17 protein-coding genes are annotated in these 13,817 nt (G+C 60.4%); 8 read left to right on the top strand and 9 right to left on the bottom strand.

Features of this window, described 5'->3' with window-relative positions; translation table 11 throughout:
* The first annotated feature begins 34 nt into the window (after positions 1–34).
* The gene (locus MRY17_RS04190; RefSeq protein WP_243353338.1) at positions 35–883 is read left to right on the top strand and encodes a carbon-nitrogen hydrolase family protein; all 849 of its coding nucleotides are present in this window, start codon (positions 35–37) and stop codon (positions 881–883) included.
* Positions 884–899: 16 nt separating this feature from the next.
* Positions 900–2,342, top strand: a complete 1,443-nt coding sequence (tldD, locus tag MRY17_RS04195; protein WP_057724563.1) for a metalloprotease TldD — start codon at positions 900–902, stop codon at positions 2,340–2,342.
* A 45-nt stretch (positions 2,343–2,387) separates the two neighbouring features.
* Here tldD and yjgA read toward each other — a convergent pair whose 3' ends face one another.
* Positions 2,388–2,909 (bottom strand): ribosome biogenesis factor YjgA, encoded by a 522-nt coding sequence (gene yjgA, locus MRY17_RS04200; protein ID WP_017138246.1) that lies wholly within the window; start codon positions 2,907–2,909, stop codon positions 2,388–2,390.
* Between the two features lie 108 nt (positions 2,910–3,017).
* Here yjgA and pmbA point away from each other — a divergent pair, with 108 nt between their 5' ends.
* The 6 genes from pmbA to MRY17_RS04230 all read left to right on the top strand — a co-directional run bounded on the left by pmbA (position 3,018) and on the right by MRY17_RS04230 (position 8,272).
* Complete coding sequence (gene pmbA / locus MRY17_RS04205; RefSeq protein ID WP_181282670.1) at positions 3,018–4,364, top strand: metalloprotease PmbA; 1,347 nt, start codon at positions 3,018–3,020, stop codon at positions 4,362–4,364.
* A 147-nt stretch (positions 4,365–4,511) separates the two neighbouring features.
* The gene (locus MRY17_RS04210) at positions 4,512–4,907 is read left to right on the top strand and encodes a FagA protein (protein WP_124431500.1); all 396 of its coding nucleotides are present in this window, start codon (positions 4,512–4,514) and stop codon (positions 4,905–4,907) included.
* Positions 4,900–6,276, top strand: coding sequence for a class II fumarate hydratase (locus MRY17_RS04215; RefSeq protein WP_243353339.1), 1,377 nt, complete (start codon positions 4,900–4,902; stop codon positions 6,274–6,276). The genes MRY17_RS04210 and MRY17_RS04215 overlap by 8 nt, the downstream gene beginning before the upstream one ends.
* Positions 6,277–6,304: 28 nt before the next feature.
* Complete coding sequence (locus tag MRY17_RS04220) at positions 6,305–6,733, top strand: hypothetical protein (RefSeq protein ID WP_181282668.1); 429 nt, start codon at positions 6,305–6,307, stop codon at positions 6,731–6,733.
* A gap of 1 nt (position 6,734) precedes the next feature.
* A complete protein-coding gene (locus tag MRY17_RS04225; protein WP_181282667.1) occupies positions 6,735–7,346 on the top strand; it encodes a superoxide dismutase in 612 nt (203 codons plus the stop codon).
* A 32-nt stretch (positions 7,347–7,378) separates the two neighbouring features.
* A complete protein-coding gene (locus MRY17_RS04230) occupies positions 7,379–8,272 on the top strand; it encodes a ZIP family metal transporter (RefSeq protein ID WP_181282666.1) in 894 nt (297 codons plus the stop codon).
* A gap of 37 nt (positions 8,273–8,309) precedes the next feature.
* Here MRY17_RS04230 and MRY17_RS04235 read toward each other — a convergent pair whose 3' ends face one another.
* From MRY17_RS04235 to lptC, 8 genes are all read right to left on the bottom strand, one after another.
* Positions 8,310–8,582, bottom strand: coding sequence for an HPr family phosphocarrier protein (locus tag MRY17_RS04235; protein ID WP_044271635.1), 273 nt, complete (start codon positions 8,580–8,582; stop codon positions 8,310–8,312).
* A gap of 16 nt (positions 8,583–8,598) precedes the next feature.
* Positions 8,599–9,456, bottom strand: a complete 858-nt coding sequence (gene rapZ, locus MRY17_RS04240; RefSeq protein ID WP_057724570.1) for an RNase adapter RapZ — start codon at positions 9,454–9,456, stop codon at positions 8,599–8,601.
* Between the two features lie 2 nt (positions 9,457–9,458).
* Positions 9,459–9,923: a PTS IIA-like nitrogen regulatory protein PtsN gene (ptsN, locus tag MRY17_RS04245; protein ID WP_181282665.1), complete on the bottom strand. Its 465-nt coding sequence runs from the start codon at positions 9,921–9,923 to the stop codon at positions 9,459–9,461.
* Between the two features lie 9 nt (positions 9,924–9,932).
* Positions 9,933–10,238: a ribosome hibernation-promoting factor, HPF/YfiA family gene (hpf, locus tag MRY17_RS04250; protein WP_057724572.1), complete on the bottom strand. Its 306-nt coding sequence runs from the start codon at positions 10,236–10,238 to the stop codon at positions 9,933–9,935.
* A gap of 76 nt (positions 10,239–10,314) precedes the next feature.
* Positions 10,315–11,808, bottom strand: coding sequence for an RNA polymerase factor sigma-54 (locus MRY17_RS04255; RefSeq protein ID WP_057724573.1), 1,494 nt, complete (start codon positions 11,806–11,808; stop codon positions 10,315–10,317).
* Positions 11,809–11,992: 184 nt separating this feature from the next.
* Positions 11,993–12,718 (bottom strand): LPS export ABC transporter ATP-binding protein, encoded by a 726-nt coding sequence (gene lptB / locus MRY17_RS04260; RefSeq protein WP_003171806.1) that lies wholly within the window; start codon positions 12,716–12,718, stop codon positions 11,993–11,995.
* Positions 12,718–13,251: a lipopolysaccharide transport periplasmic protein LptA gene (lptA, locus tag MRY17_RS04265; protein WP_057701587.1), complete on the bottom strand. Its 534-nt coding sequence runs from the start codon at positions 13,249–13,251 to the stop codon at positions 12,718–12,720. The genes lptB and lptA overlap by 1 nt, the downstream gene beginning before the upstream one ends.
* Positions 13,238–13,810 carry an LPS export ABC transporter periplasmic protein LptC gene (gene lptC, locus MRY17_RS04270; RefSeq protein WP_057724575.1) on the bottom strand — a complete coding sequence of 191 codons (573 nt, stop codon included), beginning with the start codon at positions 13,808–13,810 and terminating at the stop codon, positions 13,238–13,240. Before lptC ends, lptA begins: the two co-directional genes overlap by 14 nt.
* Between the last annotated feature and the right edge of the window lie 7 nt (positions 13,811–13,817).

The raw sequence follows: 13,817 nt of genomic DNA on the forward strand, positions 1-13,817 counted from the left end.
GCATGGCCGCATGTCCTTTACGGAGTGTCGGCCCATGTCCTTTGCGGTAATTCAAATGGTCAGCCAGAGTGATGTCCCGGCTAACCTGGCCCAGGCACGCCGCCTGCTGGAACGCGCGGCGGCGGATGGCGCCAGGCTTGCAGTACTGCCGGAGAACTTCGCCGCCATGGGCCGCCGTGACATGGCCGATATCGGTCGCGCCGAAGCCTTGGGTGAAGGCCCGATCCTCCCATGGTTGAAACAGACCGCCCGCGACCTCACCTTATGGATAGTGGCCGGCACAATACCGTTGCCACCCAGGGATCAGCCGGACGCCAAGCCCAACGCCTGCTCGCTGCTGCTCGACGACCGTGGTGAAATCGTTGCCCGTTACGACAAGCTGCACTTGTTCGATGTGGATGTGGCGGACGCCCGAGGTCGCTATCGCGAATCCGACGACTATGCTTTCGGAAGCAACGTGGTAGTGGCGGATACACCCGTGGGGCGCTTGGGGCTGACAGTATGTTATGACCTGCGCTTCCCCGAGCTGTACAGCGAGTTGCGTGCGGCCGGGGCTGAGTTGATCAGTGCGCCCTCGGCGTTTACAGCGGTGACCGGGGCTGCGCATTGGGATGTGCTGATTCGCGCGCGGGCCATCGAGACCCAGTGTTACCTGCTGGCGGCCGCCCAGGGTGGTGTGCACCCTGGGCCACGGGAAACCCATGGGCACGCGGCGATTATCGACCCCTGGGGGCGCGTGCTGGTCCAACAAGATCAGGGCGAAGCGGTGCTGGTGGCCGAACGCGACAGCAATGAACAGGCGTCGATACGGACGCGCATGCCGGTGGTCAACCACCGGCGCTTTTTCTCGCAGGGCGCACAGCGACCTGCTTCAGAACGATGAATTTAAGGCCAAACCTATGAGCGAGTTGTTGTCCTCAGTCAGTGAACATCTCCTGGCACCCGGTGGCGTGACCATCGAAAATCTGCAAACCGTGCTGGGCGATCTGGCCGGACCGGGGATCGACGCGGCCGACCTGTATTTCCAGGGGCAGATTTCCGAGTCCTGGGCGCTGGAAGACGGCATCGTCAAGGAAGGCAGTTTCAACCTTGACCAGGGTGTAGGGGTTCGCGCGCAATCGGGCGAAAAAACCGGTTTTGCCTACAGCAACGCCATTACCCTGGAGGCCTTGGGCCTGGCGGCGCGTGCGGCGCGCTCGATCTCCCGCGCGGGCCAGAACGGCACGGTGCAGGCGTTCAGTACCCAGGACGTGGCGCAGTTGTACGCGCCGGATAATCCGCTGGAAGTGATCAGTCGCGCGGAAAAGGTCGAGCTGCTCAAGCGTGTTGACGCGGCTACGCGTGCCCTGGACCCGCGCATCCAGCAGGTCACCGTGAGCATGGCCGGTGTGTGGGAGCGCATCCTTGTCGCGTCCACTGACGGCGGCCTGGCGGCCGATGTGCGGCCACTGGTGCGTTTCAACGTGAGTGTGATCGTCGAGCAGAACGGTCGCCGCGAACGCGGTGGCCATGGCGGCGGCGGGCGTACCGACTACCGTTATTTCCTCGCCGAGGACCGCGCCATGGGCTACGCCCGTGAGGCGCTGCGCCAGGCGCTGGTCAACCTGGAAGCGATTCCGGCGCCGGCCGGTACCCTGCCGGTGGTGCTGGGCTCGGGTTGGTCCGGTGTGTTGCTGCACGAAGCCGTGGGTCATGGGCTGGAAGGCGACTTCAATCGCAAGGGCAGCTCCGCCTACAGCGGGCGCATGGGCGAGAGGGTCGCATCCAAGCTGTGCACCATTGTCGATGACGGCACCCTGGCCGGTCGGCGTGGTTCGTTGAGCGTGGATGACGAAGGGACGCCGACCGAGTGCACCACCCTGATCGAAAACGGCGTGCTCAAGGGCTATATGCAAGACAAGCTCAACGCTCGCCTGATGGGCGTGGCGCGCACCGGCAACGGTCGCCGCGAATCCTATGCCCACCTGCCGATGCCACGCATGACCAACACCTACATGCTCGGTGGCGAAAGCGATCCGGCAGAAATCATTGCTTCGGTGAAGCGCGGCATCTACTGCGCCAACCTTGGTGGCGGGCAGGTGGATATCACCAGCGGCAAGTTCGTGTTCTCCACCAGCGAGGCGTATTTGATCGAAGACGGCAAGATTACCGCACCGGTCAAGGGCGCGACATTGATCGGCAATGGGCCGGAGGCCATGAGCAAGGTGTCGATGGTCGGTAACGACCTGTCGCTGGACAGCGGCGTGGGTACGTGCGGGAAGGATGGGCAGTCGGTGCCGGTGGGCGTGGGCCAGCCAACCTTGAAAATCGATGCGATCACCGTGGGTGGCACGGGGTCGTAAGCCGTGGAGCTTCGGGTGGCGAAGGCCGCCACCCGGGGAAGAGGATCAGCGCAGACCGCGTTGAGTCTCGTCCAGCTCACGGATGTATTTGAAGATTTTACGGCTGGTGGCCGGCGCCTTGTTATGCGCCTGCTCGTGCTGGGCCTGACGGATCAGGGAGCGCAATTGCTGGCGGTCCGCGTCCGGATAGTCCAGCACGAATTTCTCCAGCACGGCGTCATCGCCCGAGATCAGGCGGTCACGCCAGCGCTCCAGGTTATGGAAGCGTTCGTTGTACTGGCGAGTGGAGGCATCGGTTTGATCGAGCAAGGCCAGAATGGCGTCAGTGTCCTGATCGCGCATCAGCTTGCCGATAAACATGATGTGCCGTTTGCGCGCGATATTCGCGGTGTGCTTAGGCGCATCGGCCAAGGCCCGACGCATTTCGTCGGTCAGTGGCAGTTTGGCAATCAAGTCTTTCTTGAGCGTTGTAAGGCGCTCGCCGAGGTCAACCAGAGCATGCAGCTCGCGTTTGACCTGGGTTTTGCTTTTCTCCCCATCGAGGGAGTCGTCGTAAGAATCAACCATGGTGGCAGTCCGCAAAGAAACGCCGCCATGATAACCAGTCGGGGGCCGCTTGTCCGGCCCGGTCGCTCGATGGCCTTAACCGAGAGCAGAATTTGAGTGGAGAAAACCATGAGTGCAGCCCAAAGCGTCGGTCCGCAAGCGTTACCGGCACTGCAGGAACAAGTCGAGCAGATCCTTGCCGAGGCCAAGCGCCAGGGGGCCAGCGCCTGTGAGGTAGCGGTGTCGCTGGAACAGGGGCTGTCGACTTCGGTGCGTCAGCGGGAAGTGGAAACCGTTGAGTTCAATCGCGACCAGGGGTTTGGTATTACCTTGTACGTGGGCCAGCGTAAAGGCTCGGCCAGTACGTCGGCCAGTGGCCCGGAGGCGATTCGTGAAACCGTCGCCGCCGCCCTGGCAATCGCCAAGCACACCTCCGAGGATGAGAGCTCGGGCTTGGCCGACAAAGCGTTGATGGCCAAGGATCTGCAGGACTTCGATCTGTTCCACGCCTGGGACATCACGCCCGAGCAAGCCATCGAACAGGCGCTGACCTGCGAGGCGGCGGCGTTCGACGCCGATGTTCGCATCAAAAACGCCGACGGCACCACGCTGAGTACCCACCAGGGCTGCCGTGTCTACGGCAACAGCCATGGATTCATCGGCGGCTATGCCTCTACCCGTCACAGCTTGAGCTGCGTGATGATCGCTGAGGCCGATGGCCAGATGCAGCGTGATTACTGGTACGACGTGAACCGTCAGGGTGAGTTGCTGGCAGACCCGGTCAGCATTGGCCAGCGTGCTGCGCAACGTGCAGCCAGCCGTCTGGGCGCGCGGCCGGTGCCCACATGCGAAGTGCCGGTGCTGTTTTCCGCCGAATTGGCCGGTGGCTTGTTCGGCAGTTTTCTCGGAGCGATTTCCGGCGGCAACCTCTATCGTAAATCTTCCTTTCTGGAAGGCGCGATCGGCCAGACGCTGTTTCCTGAATGGCTGACCATCGATGAGCGGCCGCACCTCATGCGCGCCATGGGCAGCACCTCGTTCGACGGCGATGGCCTGGCCACCTATGCCAAGCCGTTCGTCGAGAACGGCGAGTTGGTGTCTTATGTCTTGGGCACCTACGCGGGCCGCAAGCTTGGCCTGCCCAGCACCGCCAACTCCGGCGGCGTCCACAACCTGTTCGTGACCCATGGCGATGAAGACCAGGCGGCGCTGTTGCGTCGCATGGGACGCGGCCTGCTGGTGACCGAACTGATGGGCCACGGCCTGAACATGGTGACGGGTGACTATTCTCGTGGCGCGGCGGGGTTCTGGGTGGAAAACGGCGAGATTCAGTTCGCCGTCCAGGAAGTGACGATCGCCGGCAACATGCGCGATATGTTCAAGCAGATCGTTGCAGTGGGGAATGATCTGGAGCTGCGCAGCAATATCCGCACGGGCTCCGTATTGATCGAACGGATGACGGTCGCCGGTAGCTGACCTGCGACGCGTCACCAAAAAAGGCGCGCCATCTCGATGATGGCGCGCCTTTTTTTGGGGCTCTGTAAGGCGAGTTCAACCTGCCGTTCTTGTTTTGATTCTTAATATCATTTAATAATGAATATCATTACTGGATGAGTGTGGATCATGAGTTCTGTCTTGCATGAGGACCCGTACCTGGAAAGTTGGCGGTGGATGAGTCGTCAGATCCGCTGCGGGCTCGACCCCAATGAACCTCGCCTGATCGAACATTACCTCAATGAGGGGCGTTACCTGGCGTGTTGCACCGCGACCCACCCGTGGACGATCGCCGAAACCTCATTTCGCCTGCTCATCGACACCGCCAACGATATCGCGCTGCCCTGGCATTGGCGCTCCCTGTGTCTGGACCAGGCCTGGCGCCCGCTGCGTGACCTGGAAAAACTCTCTCACTGCGCCTGCCGGCTCAAGCGCTGGCAGGCGTTCGCCTGGCAATTGGCGACCTGCCAATTACTGCCATCTCTCTCTTTCTCCGATGTGGTGCAAGGATCCAACGATGAGTAACACACGTATCGAACGCGACAGCATGGGCGAACTGCAAGTCCCCGCCGAGGCCCTGTACGGCGCGCAAACCCAGCGCGCGGTGAACAACTTTCCGATCAGCCACCAACGCATGCCGGCGCAATTCATTCGCGCGCTGATCCTGGCCAAGGCCGCCGCCGCCAGGGCCAACGTCGACCTCAAGCAAATCAGCGAAGGGCAGGGCAAGGCCATTGTCGATGCCGCCCAGGGCTTGTTGGAAGGCGACTACATGCAGCACTTTCCGGTGGATATCTTCCAGACCGGCTCCGGCACCAGTTCCAACATGAACGCCAACGAAGTGATTGCAACCCTGGCCAGCCGCTTGCTGGGCGAGGTGGTAAACCCCAACGACCACGTCAATTGCGGGCAAAGCAGCAATGACATCATTCCGACCACTATTCATGTCAGCGCCGCGCTGGTGCTGCACGAGCAGACACTGCCGGCCTTGCTGCACCTGGTGCAGGTGATCGAGCAAAAAGCCGAAGCGGTCCACCCGTTTATCAAGACCGGTCGTACCCATTTGATGGACGCCATGCCAGTGCGCATGAGCCAGGTGCTCAATGGCTGGGCGCAGCAACTCAAGGCCAATATCGGCCACTTGCAGGACCTGTTGCCGGCGCTGCAGGCGCTGGCCCAAGGGGGCACGGCTGTAGGTACCGGCATTAATGCGCACCCTGAGTTTTCCGCACGCTTCAGCGGGCACCTGAGCCACCTGACCCAGGTGAAGTTCACGCCGGGCAAGAACCTGTTTGCGTTGATTGGCTCCCAGGACACCGCCGTCGCCGTCTCCGGTCAGTTGAAAGCCACCGCCGTCTCGCTGATGAAGATCGCCAATGACCTGCGCTGGATGAACTCCGGCCCGCTGGCCGGCCTCGGCGAAATCGAGCTCGAAGGCCTGCAGCCGGGTTCTTCGATCATGCCGGGTAAGGTCAATCCGGTGATCCCCGAGGCCACGGCCATGGTGGCCGCCCAGGTCATCGGCAACGACACGGTGATTACCGTGGCCGGCCAATCGGGTAACTTCGAGCTGAACGTGATGCTGCCGATCATCGCCCAGAACCTGCTCAGTAGCCTGGAGCTGCTGGCCAACGCCAGTCGTTTGCTGGCGGACAAGGCCATCGCCAGCTTCAAGGTCAACGAAGCGAAGCTCAAGGAGGCGTTGTCGCGCAACCCGATTCTGGTGACCGCCCTCAATCCGATCATTGGTTACCAAAAGGCCGCCGAAATCGCCAAACAGGCTTATCGGCAGGGCCGTCCGGTCATCGATGTCGCCCTCGAACACACCGACCTGCCGCGCAGCCAACTGGAAGTCCTGCTGGATCCGGAAAAGCTCACGGCTGGCGGCGTGTAGATCATCGACCCCGCTTTGGAGGTTCACCATGGAGCATTGGAAACGCACGATCGAACGGGCCAATCGCTGCTTTATGGCGGGCGAGCTGGTAGACGCCCGCGAGGCCTACCTGCAAGCCCTGGCCCTGGCCCAGGTGTTATTCGAACGCTGGGCAGATGCTGATGAGGCCGTGGCGGCTTGTGTCATTTCCCATCACAACCTGGCAGACCTGCATCTGCGGCTGAACCAGCCCGAGGAAAGCGCGGAATACCTCTGCGCCATTCACCAGCGGCTGCTGCAGACCATGCAGGACCCACGCCTCAGCCCGAAATTGCGCGAGGCAGCGCTGCGCCAGAGCAGCAAAACCTACGTCGAACTGTTGAATTTCATCAGTGATCACGGCGAATACCCACGCACTCATCGCTTGCTGGGCGCTGGTGCGCCGCAACCGACCCACTCCCAATATGGAGCACATTGATATGAGCTACACCCTGCCGGCCTTGCCTTACGCCTTTGATGCGCTTGAACCCCATATCGATGCGCAAACCATGGAAATTCACTACACCAAGCACCACCAGACTTACATCAATAATCTTAATGCTGCGGTCGAGGGCACCGAGTTCGCGGGCTGGCCGGTGGAGAAGCTGGTAGCCAGCGTTGAAAAATTACCGGAGAAATTACGCGCTGCCGTGGTCAACCAAGGAGGCGGTCATGCCAACCACTCGCTGTTCTGGGCGGTCATGTCGCCTACGGGTGGCGGAAAGCCCGAGGGTGTCCTGGGCCAGGCCATCGACGCGCAACTGGGGGGCTTCGACAGTTTCAAGGACGCTTTCACCAAGGCGGCATTGACCCGTTTCGGCAGCGGCTGGGCCTGGTTGAGTGTGACCCCGCAAAAGACCTTGGTGGTAGAAAGCAGTGGCAACCAGGACAGCCCGTTGATGAGCGGCAACACGCCGATCCTCGGCCTGGACGTCTGGGAACACGCCTACTACCTGCTGTATCAAAACCGACGACCGGAGTACATCAATGCATTCTATAGCGTCATCAACTGGCCGGAGGTTGCCGCGCGCTACCAGGCCGCATTGGCCTGACATTCACTCTATAACAAGACCTAAGGCCGACTATGGGCACTGAAACCCTGGCGATTAGCAGCGTGCGATTGTTTCGCTACGCGTTTGGCTCCCTGCTTGTATTAGTCGGTACGGCTTTACTGGTGGCTCATGGCCTGGCCTGGCTCGACCTGGAGCCGCGCATCTTGCGTGCGCTCCAGGGCGGGGCGATCTGCGCGCTCGGCACCGCCCTCGGTGCAGTGCCGGTGCTGGTGATTCGCCGTATGCCGGCGGCGTTGAGCGATACCCTGCTGGGCTTTGGTGCGGGGGTCATGCTGGCGGCGACCGCTTTTTCGCTGGTGGTGCCGGGAATTGCCGCCGCAGAAAGCCTGGGGCTCTCGCCCTGGGGCGCGGGCGGCCTGATCAGCTTCGGCATCATGCTCGGTGCATTCGGGTTGTATCTGGTGGACCGCAAGGTTTCAGGCGCCAGCCCGGAAATGCTGGTGGGCACGCCGGATAAGCCGGTTATCCCGCCGCGCATCTGGCTGTTTGTGTTCGCCATTATTGCCCACAACATTCCGGAAGGTATGGCGGTGGGTGTATCTGCCGGCGGCGGCATGGCGGATGCCGACAGCCTCGCCATGGGCATTGCCCTGCAGGACGTACCGGAAGGCCTGGTGATTGCGCTGGTGTTGGCAGGGGCGGGGATGTCGCGGGTCAAGGCGTTTCTGATCGGCGCTGCGTCGGGTCTGGTAGAGCCGGTATTTGCGGTGCTCTGCGCGTGGTTGGTGAGTCTGGCCGAAGTGCTGTTGCCCTTGGGGTTGGCACTGGCTGCCGGTGCGATGCTGCTGGTGGTGACCCATGAGGTCATCCCGGAGTCACGCCGCAACGGTCACGACAAGCTCGCCAGCCTGGGCTTGTGCATCGGGTTTTGCTTGATGATGGTGATGGACACGGCGTTGGGGTAGCGGGAGCGAGCCGGTTCGCTCCTGCAAGAGGAAGGCGTTATTCACCCTCGTCGAAGTAGTTGTTGATCAACGCGACCAACGCGTCCATCGCTTCCTGCTCCTGTTCACCCTCGGTTTTCAGATGGATTTTCGTGCCCTTGCCTGCGGCGAGCATCATCATCGCCATGATGCTTTTGCCGTCGACCATCGATTCCGGTGTGCGCCCGGCGCGGATCTGGCAGGGGAACTGCCCGGCGACACCGACAAACTTGGCTGATGCGCGGGCGTGCAAGCCCAGCTTGTTGATGATTTCAATTTCCCGAGCCGGCATCGCAGTGGTGTTCCTTTCAGCTAAGGTCGCGGTGGCGAACCTGGACATTCTTGAGGGTTTGTTGCAGCACCTGGCCCAGTCGCTCTGTCAGGTAGACGGAACGGTGGTGGCCGCCGGTACAGCCGATGGCAATGGTGACATAGGCGCGGTTGCTTGCGGCAAAGCGTGGTAACCATTTGAGCAGGTAGGTGGAGATATCCTGGAACATCTCTTCCACATCCGCTTGTGCCGCCAGGTAGTCGATCACGGGCTGGTCAAGGCCGGACTGGTCACGCAACTCCGGCTTCCAATACGGATTGGGCAGGCAGCGCACGTCGAACACCAGGTCGGCATCCACCGGCATGCCACGCTTGAAGCCGAACGACTCGACCAGAAACGCCGTACCAGGCTCCGGCTGGTTCAGCAACCGCAGCTTGATCGCATCGCGCAGTTGGTACAGGTTCAGGTTGGTGGTGTTGATCTTGAGGTCAGCCAGATCGATGATCGGCCCCAGCAGTTTGGTCTCGTCCTCAATGGCTTCGGCCAGGGAGCGGTTGGCGCTGCTGAGCGGGTGGCGTCGGCGGGTTTCGGAGAACCGCTTGAGCAGGGTCTCTTCGTCGGCGTCCAGGTACAGCACGTCGCAATGAATATGCTTGGCGCGCACTTCCTCGAGCAGTTCGGGGAACCGCGAGAGGTGACTGGGCAGGTTGCGGGCGTCGATCGACACGGCGACCAGCGGTTGCGCCAACTCGGTGTGGATCAGGGCGCGTTCCGCCAATTCCGGCAGCAAGCCGGCGGGCAGGTTGTCGATGCAATAGAAGCCGCTGTCTTCAAGAACATTGAGGGCAGTGCTCTTACCCGACCCGGAACGGCCGCTGACGATGATCAAACGCATGATTACTGCCCGCTTTGCTCATCCAGGACGACCTGATACAGCGCCTCGTTACTGCTGGCGCTGCGCAATTTATCGCGCACTTCCTTGCGGTCGAGCATGCTGGCGATCTGCCGGAGCAGCTCCAGGTGGGCATCGGTGGCGGCTTGCGGGACCAGCAGAACGAACAGCAGGTCGACCGGAGCGCCGTCGATGGCATCGAAATCGATAGGGTGATCCAGGTGCAGCAGAGCGCTGACCGGTGTTTCGCAGCCTTTGAGGCGGCAGTGGGGAATGGCGATGCCGTTGCCAAAACCGGTCGAGCCGAGTTTTTCACGGGCAATCAGCGCCTCGAAGACATCTTGCATCTCCAGCTCAGGCACTTGGCTGCTGATCAGGTTGGCAATTTGTTCGAGGGCTTTCTTCTTGCTGCCGCCCGGCACGTTCACGAGGGAACGGCCGGGGGTCAGGATGGTTTCAAGTTGGATCATGGGGGAGGGTTAACGACCTGTACCTTGCATCAGGTGCAGATTCTTTTCCTTATGCTTTTTGAGTTGGCGGTCAAGCTTGTCGGTGAGCAAGTCGATCGATGCATACATGTCTTCATGTTCGGCATTAGCAACCACTTCGCCACCGGGTATCTGCAGGGTCGCTTCGATTTTCTGCTGAAGCTTATCGACCTTCATGATGACCTGCACGTTGGTGATCTTGTCGAAATGTCCTTCAAGCTTCTTCAGCTTCTGCTCGACGTATTCGCGCATTGGAGGGGTGACTTCTACGTGGTGTCCACTGATGTTGACTTGCATACAGCTTCTCCTTCGTTGCCAGTGCATAAAGCGGCAGGCGAAAGGCGCCTGCCACTGGAACGCTGTGCCCCGCCCGTCACATCAAACGCTTACGCTCGCTGGAAGGCGCGATCCCAAGGGACTCGCGGTACTTGGCGACGGTTCGACGGGCGACCTGAATGCCTTGTGCCTCCAGTAAACCAGCGATCTTGCTGTCACTCAACGGCTTTTTCTGATTTTCCGCGGCAACCAGTTTTTTGATGATCGCGCGGATCGCCGTGGACGAGCATTCGCCGCCTTCGGAGGTGCTTACGTGGCTGGAGAAAAAGTATTTCAGCTCATAAATACCCCGTGGGGTATGCATGAATTTTTGCGTGGTTACCCGTGAAATCGTCGACTCGTGCATGCCCACCGCCTCGGCGATGTCATGCAGCACCAGCGGTTTCATGGCTTCGTCACCATATTCCAGGAAGCCGCGCTGGTGCTCGACAATCTGGGTGGCGACTTTCATCAGGGTTTCGTTGCGGCTTTGCAGGCTCTTGATGAACCAGCGCGCTTCCTGCAACTGGTTGCGCATGAACGTGTTGTCGGCGCTGGTATCGGCGCGGCGCACGAAACCGGCGTATTGCGGGTTGACCCGCAGGCGCGGTACCGATTCCTGGTTCAGCTCTACCAGCCAGCGCTCGTTGTCCTTGCGCACGATCACATCAGGCACGACATACTCGGCTTCGCTGGATTCGATCTGCGAGCCTGGACGAGGGTTGAGGCTCTGAACCAGCTCGATGACCTGGCGCAGCTCGTCTTCCTTGAGCTTCATGCGACGCATCAACTGGCTGTAGTCGCGGCTGCCCAGCAGGTCGATGTAGTCGCTGACCAGGCGCTTGGCTTCAGCCAGCCAAGGTGTCTTGGCCGGCAATTGGCGCAGTTGCAGCAACAGGCACTCGCTGAGCGTGCGGGCACCAATCCCGGCGGGCTCGAATTGCTGGATGCGGTGCAGGACGGCTTCGATCTCGTCCAGCTCGATATCCAGCTCCGGGTCGAACGCCTCAAGAATTTCTTCGAGCGTCTCATCCAGGTAACCCTGGTTATTGATGCAATCGATCAGGGTGACCGCGATCAGGCGATCGGTGTCGGACATCGGCGCCAGGTTCAGTTGCCACAGCAGGTGGCTCTGCAGGCTCTCGCCGACCGATGTGCGGGTGGTGAAGTCCCATTCGTCATCATCGTTGCTGGGCAGGCTGCTGGCGCTGGTCTGGTAGACGTCTTCCCAGGCGGTATCCACGGGAAGCTCGTTGGGAATGCGTTCGTTCCATTCGCCGTCCTCGAGGTTATCCACCGTCGGCGCGGTTTCCTGATAGGACGGTTCCTGTACGTCGGGATTGGGCTTTTGCTCGATGTTGTCGGCCAAAGGGTCTGTGTTGTCGAAGTCGTCGCCTTCTTCCTGGCGTTCGAGCATCGGATTGGACTCCAGGGCCTCCTGGATTTCCTGTTGCAGGTCCAGGGTCGACAATTGGAGCAGGCGGATGGCCTGTTGCAGCTGCGGTGTCATCGTCAGCTGCTGGCCCATTCTCAGGACTAGCGATGGTTTCATGGCAGGGGCTTAACACCTTATTCGCCGGCGCAATGCGCCATCCACGACAGGGCGCGTGAGCGCCAAACATAAGCAAATTATATGCCTGATATCGGGGCCTTTGCCTAGAGCGCGGTAACAATAAAAAAACCGAGGTTCTTATTGACTCGCTCGCACTCTCGCGAATGGCCCGATAGCACCGTGTTTACAGGCGGAACTCGTGACCCAGGTAAACTTCTTTCACCAGTTCGTTGGCCAGGATCGTCGCGGAATCTCCTTCGGCGATCAATTGCCCATCGTTGACGATGTAAGCGGTTTCGCAGATATCCAGGGTTTCACGCACGTTGTGGTCGGTGATCAGCACACCGATGCCCTTGGCCTTGAGGTGATGAATGATCTGCTTGATATCGCCTACCGAGATCGGGTCAACACCGGCAAAGGGTTCGTCCAGCAGGATGAACTTGGGGGCGGTCGCCAGGGCGCGGGCGATCTCCACACGGCGACGCTCACCACCGGACAGGCTCATGCCCAGGTTGTCGCGAATATGGTTGATGTGGAATTCCTGCAGCAGGCTTTCCAGCTCCTTGCGGCGACCGTCGCGATCAAGCTCCTTGCGGGTCTCGAGGATCGCCATGATGTTGTCGGCTACCGACAGTTTGCGAAAGATCGACGCCTCCTGGGGAAGATAGCCGATACCTGCGCGCGCACGGCCGTGCATGGGCTGGTGGCTGACGTCAAGGTCGTCGATCAATACGCGGCCCTGGTCCGCCTGGACCAGCCCGACGATCATATAGAAGCAGGTAGTCTTGCCGGCGCCATTGGGGCCGAGCAAGCCGACGATCTGGCCGCTGTCGATCGACAGGCTCACATCGCGTACCACCTGGCGGCTTTTATAGGCCTTGGCCAGATGCTGGGCTTTCAACGTTGCCATTACTCGGCCTTCTTCTTCGGCTGGATGACCATGTCGATACGTGGGCGAGGCGCGGTGACCTTGTTGCCATTGGCGCGACCCGCCTGGGCGACCTGGGTCTTGGTGTTGTAGACGATCTTCTCGCCTTCGGTCGAGTTGCCGTCGGCACTGAGCACCTTGGCCTGGTCAATCAGTACGATGCGATTTTGCTGGGCATGGTATTGAATGGTCTTGCCATAGCCTTTCATCGGGCCCGGATCTTCTGCCTTTTGCTTCTGTTCGAAGTAAGCCAGGTTGCCCACCGAGGTCACGACATCGATATCGCCGGCCTGGGTACGCGTCAGGGTCACCGTGTTGCCGGTGATCTTCATCGAGCCCTGGGTGATGATCACGCCACCGGTATAGGTCGCGACGCCTTGTTTGTCATCCAGCTGCGCATCGTCAGCCGAGATGTGGATCGGTTGCTGGCTATCGTTCGGCAGAGCCCAGGCGCTCACGCTTCCCAGTGCTGCGCCCAGACCGAGCAAAATAGGGAGGGTTTTAACGAGCCTCATACTGTCCTCTTACGTTCGATAGCAGGTGTATCCTGCTTTCTTTCAAATACGCTTTCATTCCCTTGCCAGTCGATACACCGCCAGCGCCGTCGATTCTAACGTCTTGCTCGGTCTGCGCATATTGCTGTTGTGGGAATACCGTCATGCGACTGCTGGTAATGATGGTGTCACGGTTCTGCGCGTCTGTACGTGCGACGCGTACCGAATCGATCAGTTCGATTTGAGTGCCGTCCGGATTGACCTCGCCACGCAGGCTGGTGACATGCCATGGCAGTTCGGTGCCCCGGTAGAGGTTCAGGTCCGGATTGGTCAGCAGGCTGACTTCCGAGGCTTTCAAACGCTCGACCTTGTCGGAGGCCAGCACGTACTGCACCTTGCCATCGGGCAGGAACTGCACGGTGTGGGTGTTGGTGGCAAAGTTATCGATGATGCTTTCGTCAACCTGCACGACAGGTTTGTCGAGAAAGCGCTCCGGGCTGATATTCCAGTAGCCCACCGCGAGAAACAGCGCGGCGATGACCCCGAATAACAGGAAGTTGCGAATCTTTTTGCTCAGCATATAAGGC

The sequence above is a fragment of the Pseudomonas orientalis genome (assembly GCF_022807995.1).
In the GTDB taxonomy this organism is placed as follows: Bacteria; Pseudomonadota; Gammaproteobacteria; order Pseudomonadales; family Pseudomonadaceae; genus Aquipseudomonas; species Aquipseudomonas orientalis_B.

Coding starts and splice junctions, on each gene's coding strand:
- MRY17_RS04190 (WP_243353338.1), top strand. CDS start 35: ATGTCCTTTGCGGTAATTCAAATGGTCAGCCAGAGTGATGTCCCGGCT.
- tldD (WP_057724563.1), top strand. CDS start 900: ATGAGCGAGTTGTTGTCCTCAGTCAGTGAACATCTCCTGGCACCCGGT.
- yjgA (WP_017138246.1), bottom strand. CDS start 2,909: ATGGTTGATTCTTACGACGACTCCCTCGATGGGGAGAAAAGCAAAACC.
- pmbA (WP_181282670.1), top strand. CDS start 3,018: ATGAGTGCAGCCCAAAGCGTCGGTCCGCAAGCGTTACCGGCACTGCAG.
- MRY17_RS04210 (WP_124431500.1), top strand. CDS start 4,512: ATGAGTTCTGTCTTGCATGAGGACCCGTACCTGGAAAGTTGGCGGTGG.
- MRY17_RS04215 (WP_243353339.1), top strand. CDS start 4,900: ATGAGTAACACACGTATCGAACGCGACAGCATGGGCGAACTGCAAGTC.
- MRY17_RS04220 (WP_181282668.1), top strand. CDS start 6,305: ATGGAGCATTGGAAACGCACGATCGAACGGGCCAATCGCTGCTTTATG.
- MRY17_RS04225 (WP_181282667.1), top strand. CDS start 6,735: ATGAGCTACACCCTGCCGGCCTTGCCTTACGCCTTTGATGCGCTTGAA.
- MRY17_RS04230 (WP_181282666.1), top strand. CDS start 7,379: ATGGGCACTGAAACCCTGGCGATTAGCAGCGTGCGATTGTTTCGCTAC.
- MRY17_RS04235 (WP_044271635.1), bottom strand. CDS start 8,582: ATGCCGGCTCGGGAAATTGAAATCATCAACAAGCTGGGCTTGCACGCC.
- rapZ (WP_057724570.1), bottom strand. CDS start 9,456: ATGCGTTTGATCATCGTCAGCGGCCGTTCCGGGTCGGGTAAGAGCACT.
- ptsN (WP_181282665.1), bottom strand. CDS start 9,923: ATGATCCAACTTGAAACCATCCTGACCCCCGGCCGTTCCCTCGTGAAC.
- hpf (WP_057724572.1), bottom strand. CDS start 10,238: ATGCAAGTCAACATCAGTGGACACCACGTAGAAGTCACCCCTCCAATG.
- MRY17_RS04255 (WP_057724573.1), bottom strand. CDS start 11,808: ATGAAACCATCGCTAGTCCTGAGAATGGGCCAGCAGCTGACGATGACA.
- lptB (WP_003171806.1), bottom strand. CDS start 12,718: ATGGCAACGTTGAAAGCCCAGCATCTGGCCAAGGCCTATAAAAGCCGC.
- lptA (WP_057701587.1), bottom strand. CDS start 13,251: ATGAGGCTCGTTAAAACCCTCCCTATTTTGCTCGGTCTGGGCGCAGCA.
- lptC (WP_057724575.1), bottom strand. CDS start 13,810: ATGCTGAGCAAAAAGATTCGCAACTTCCTGTTATTCGGGGTCATCGCC.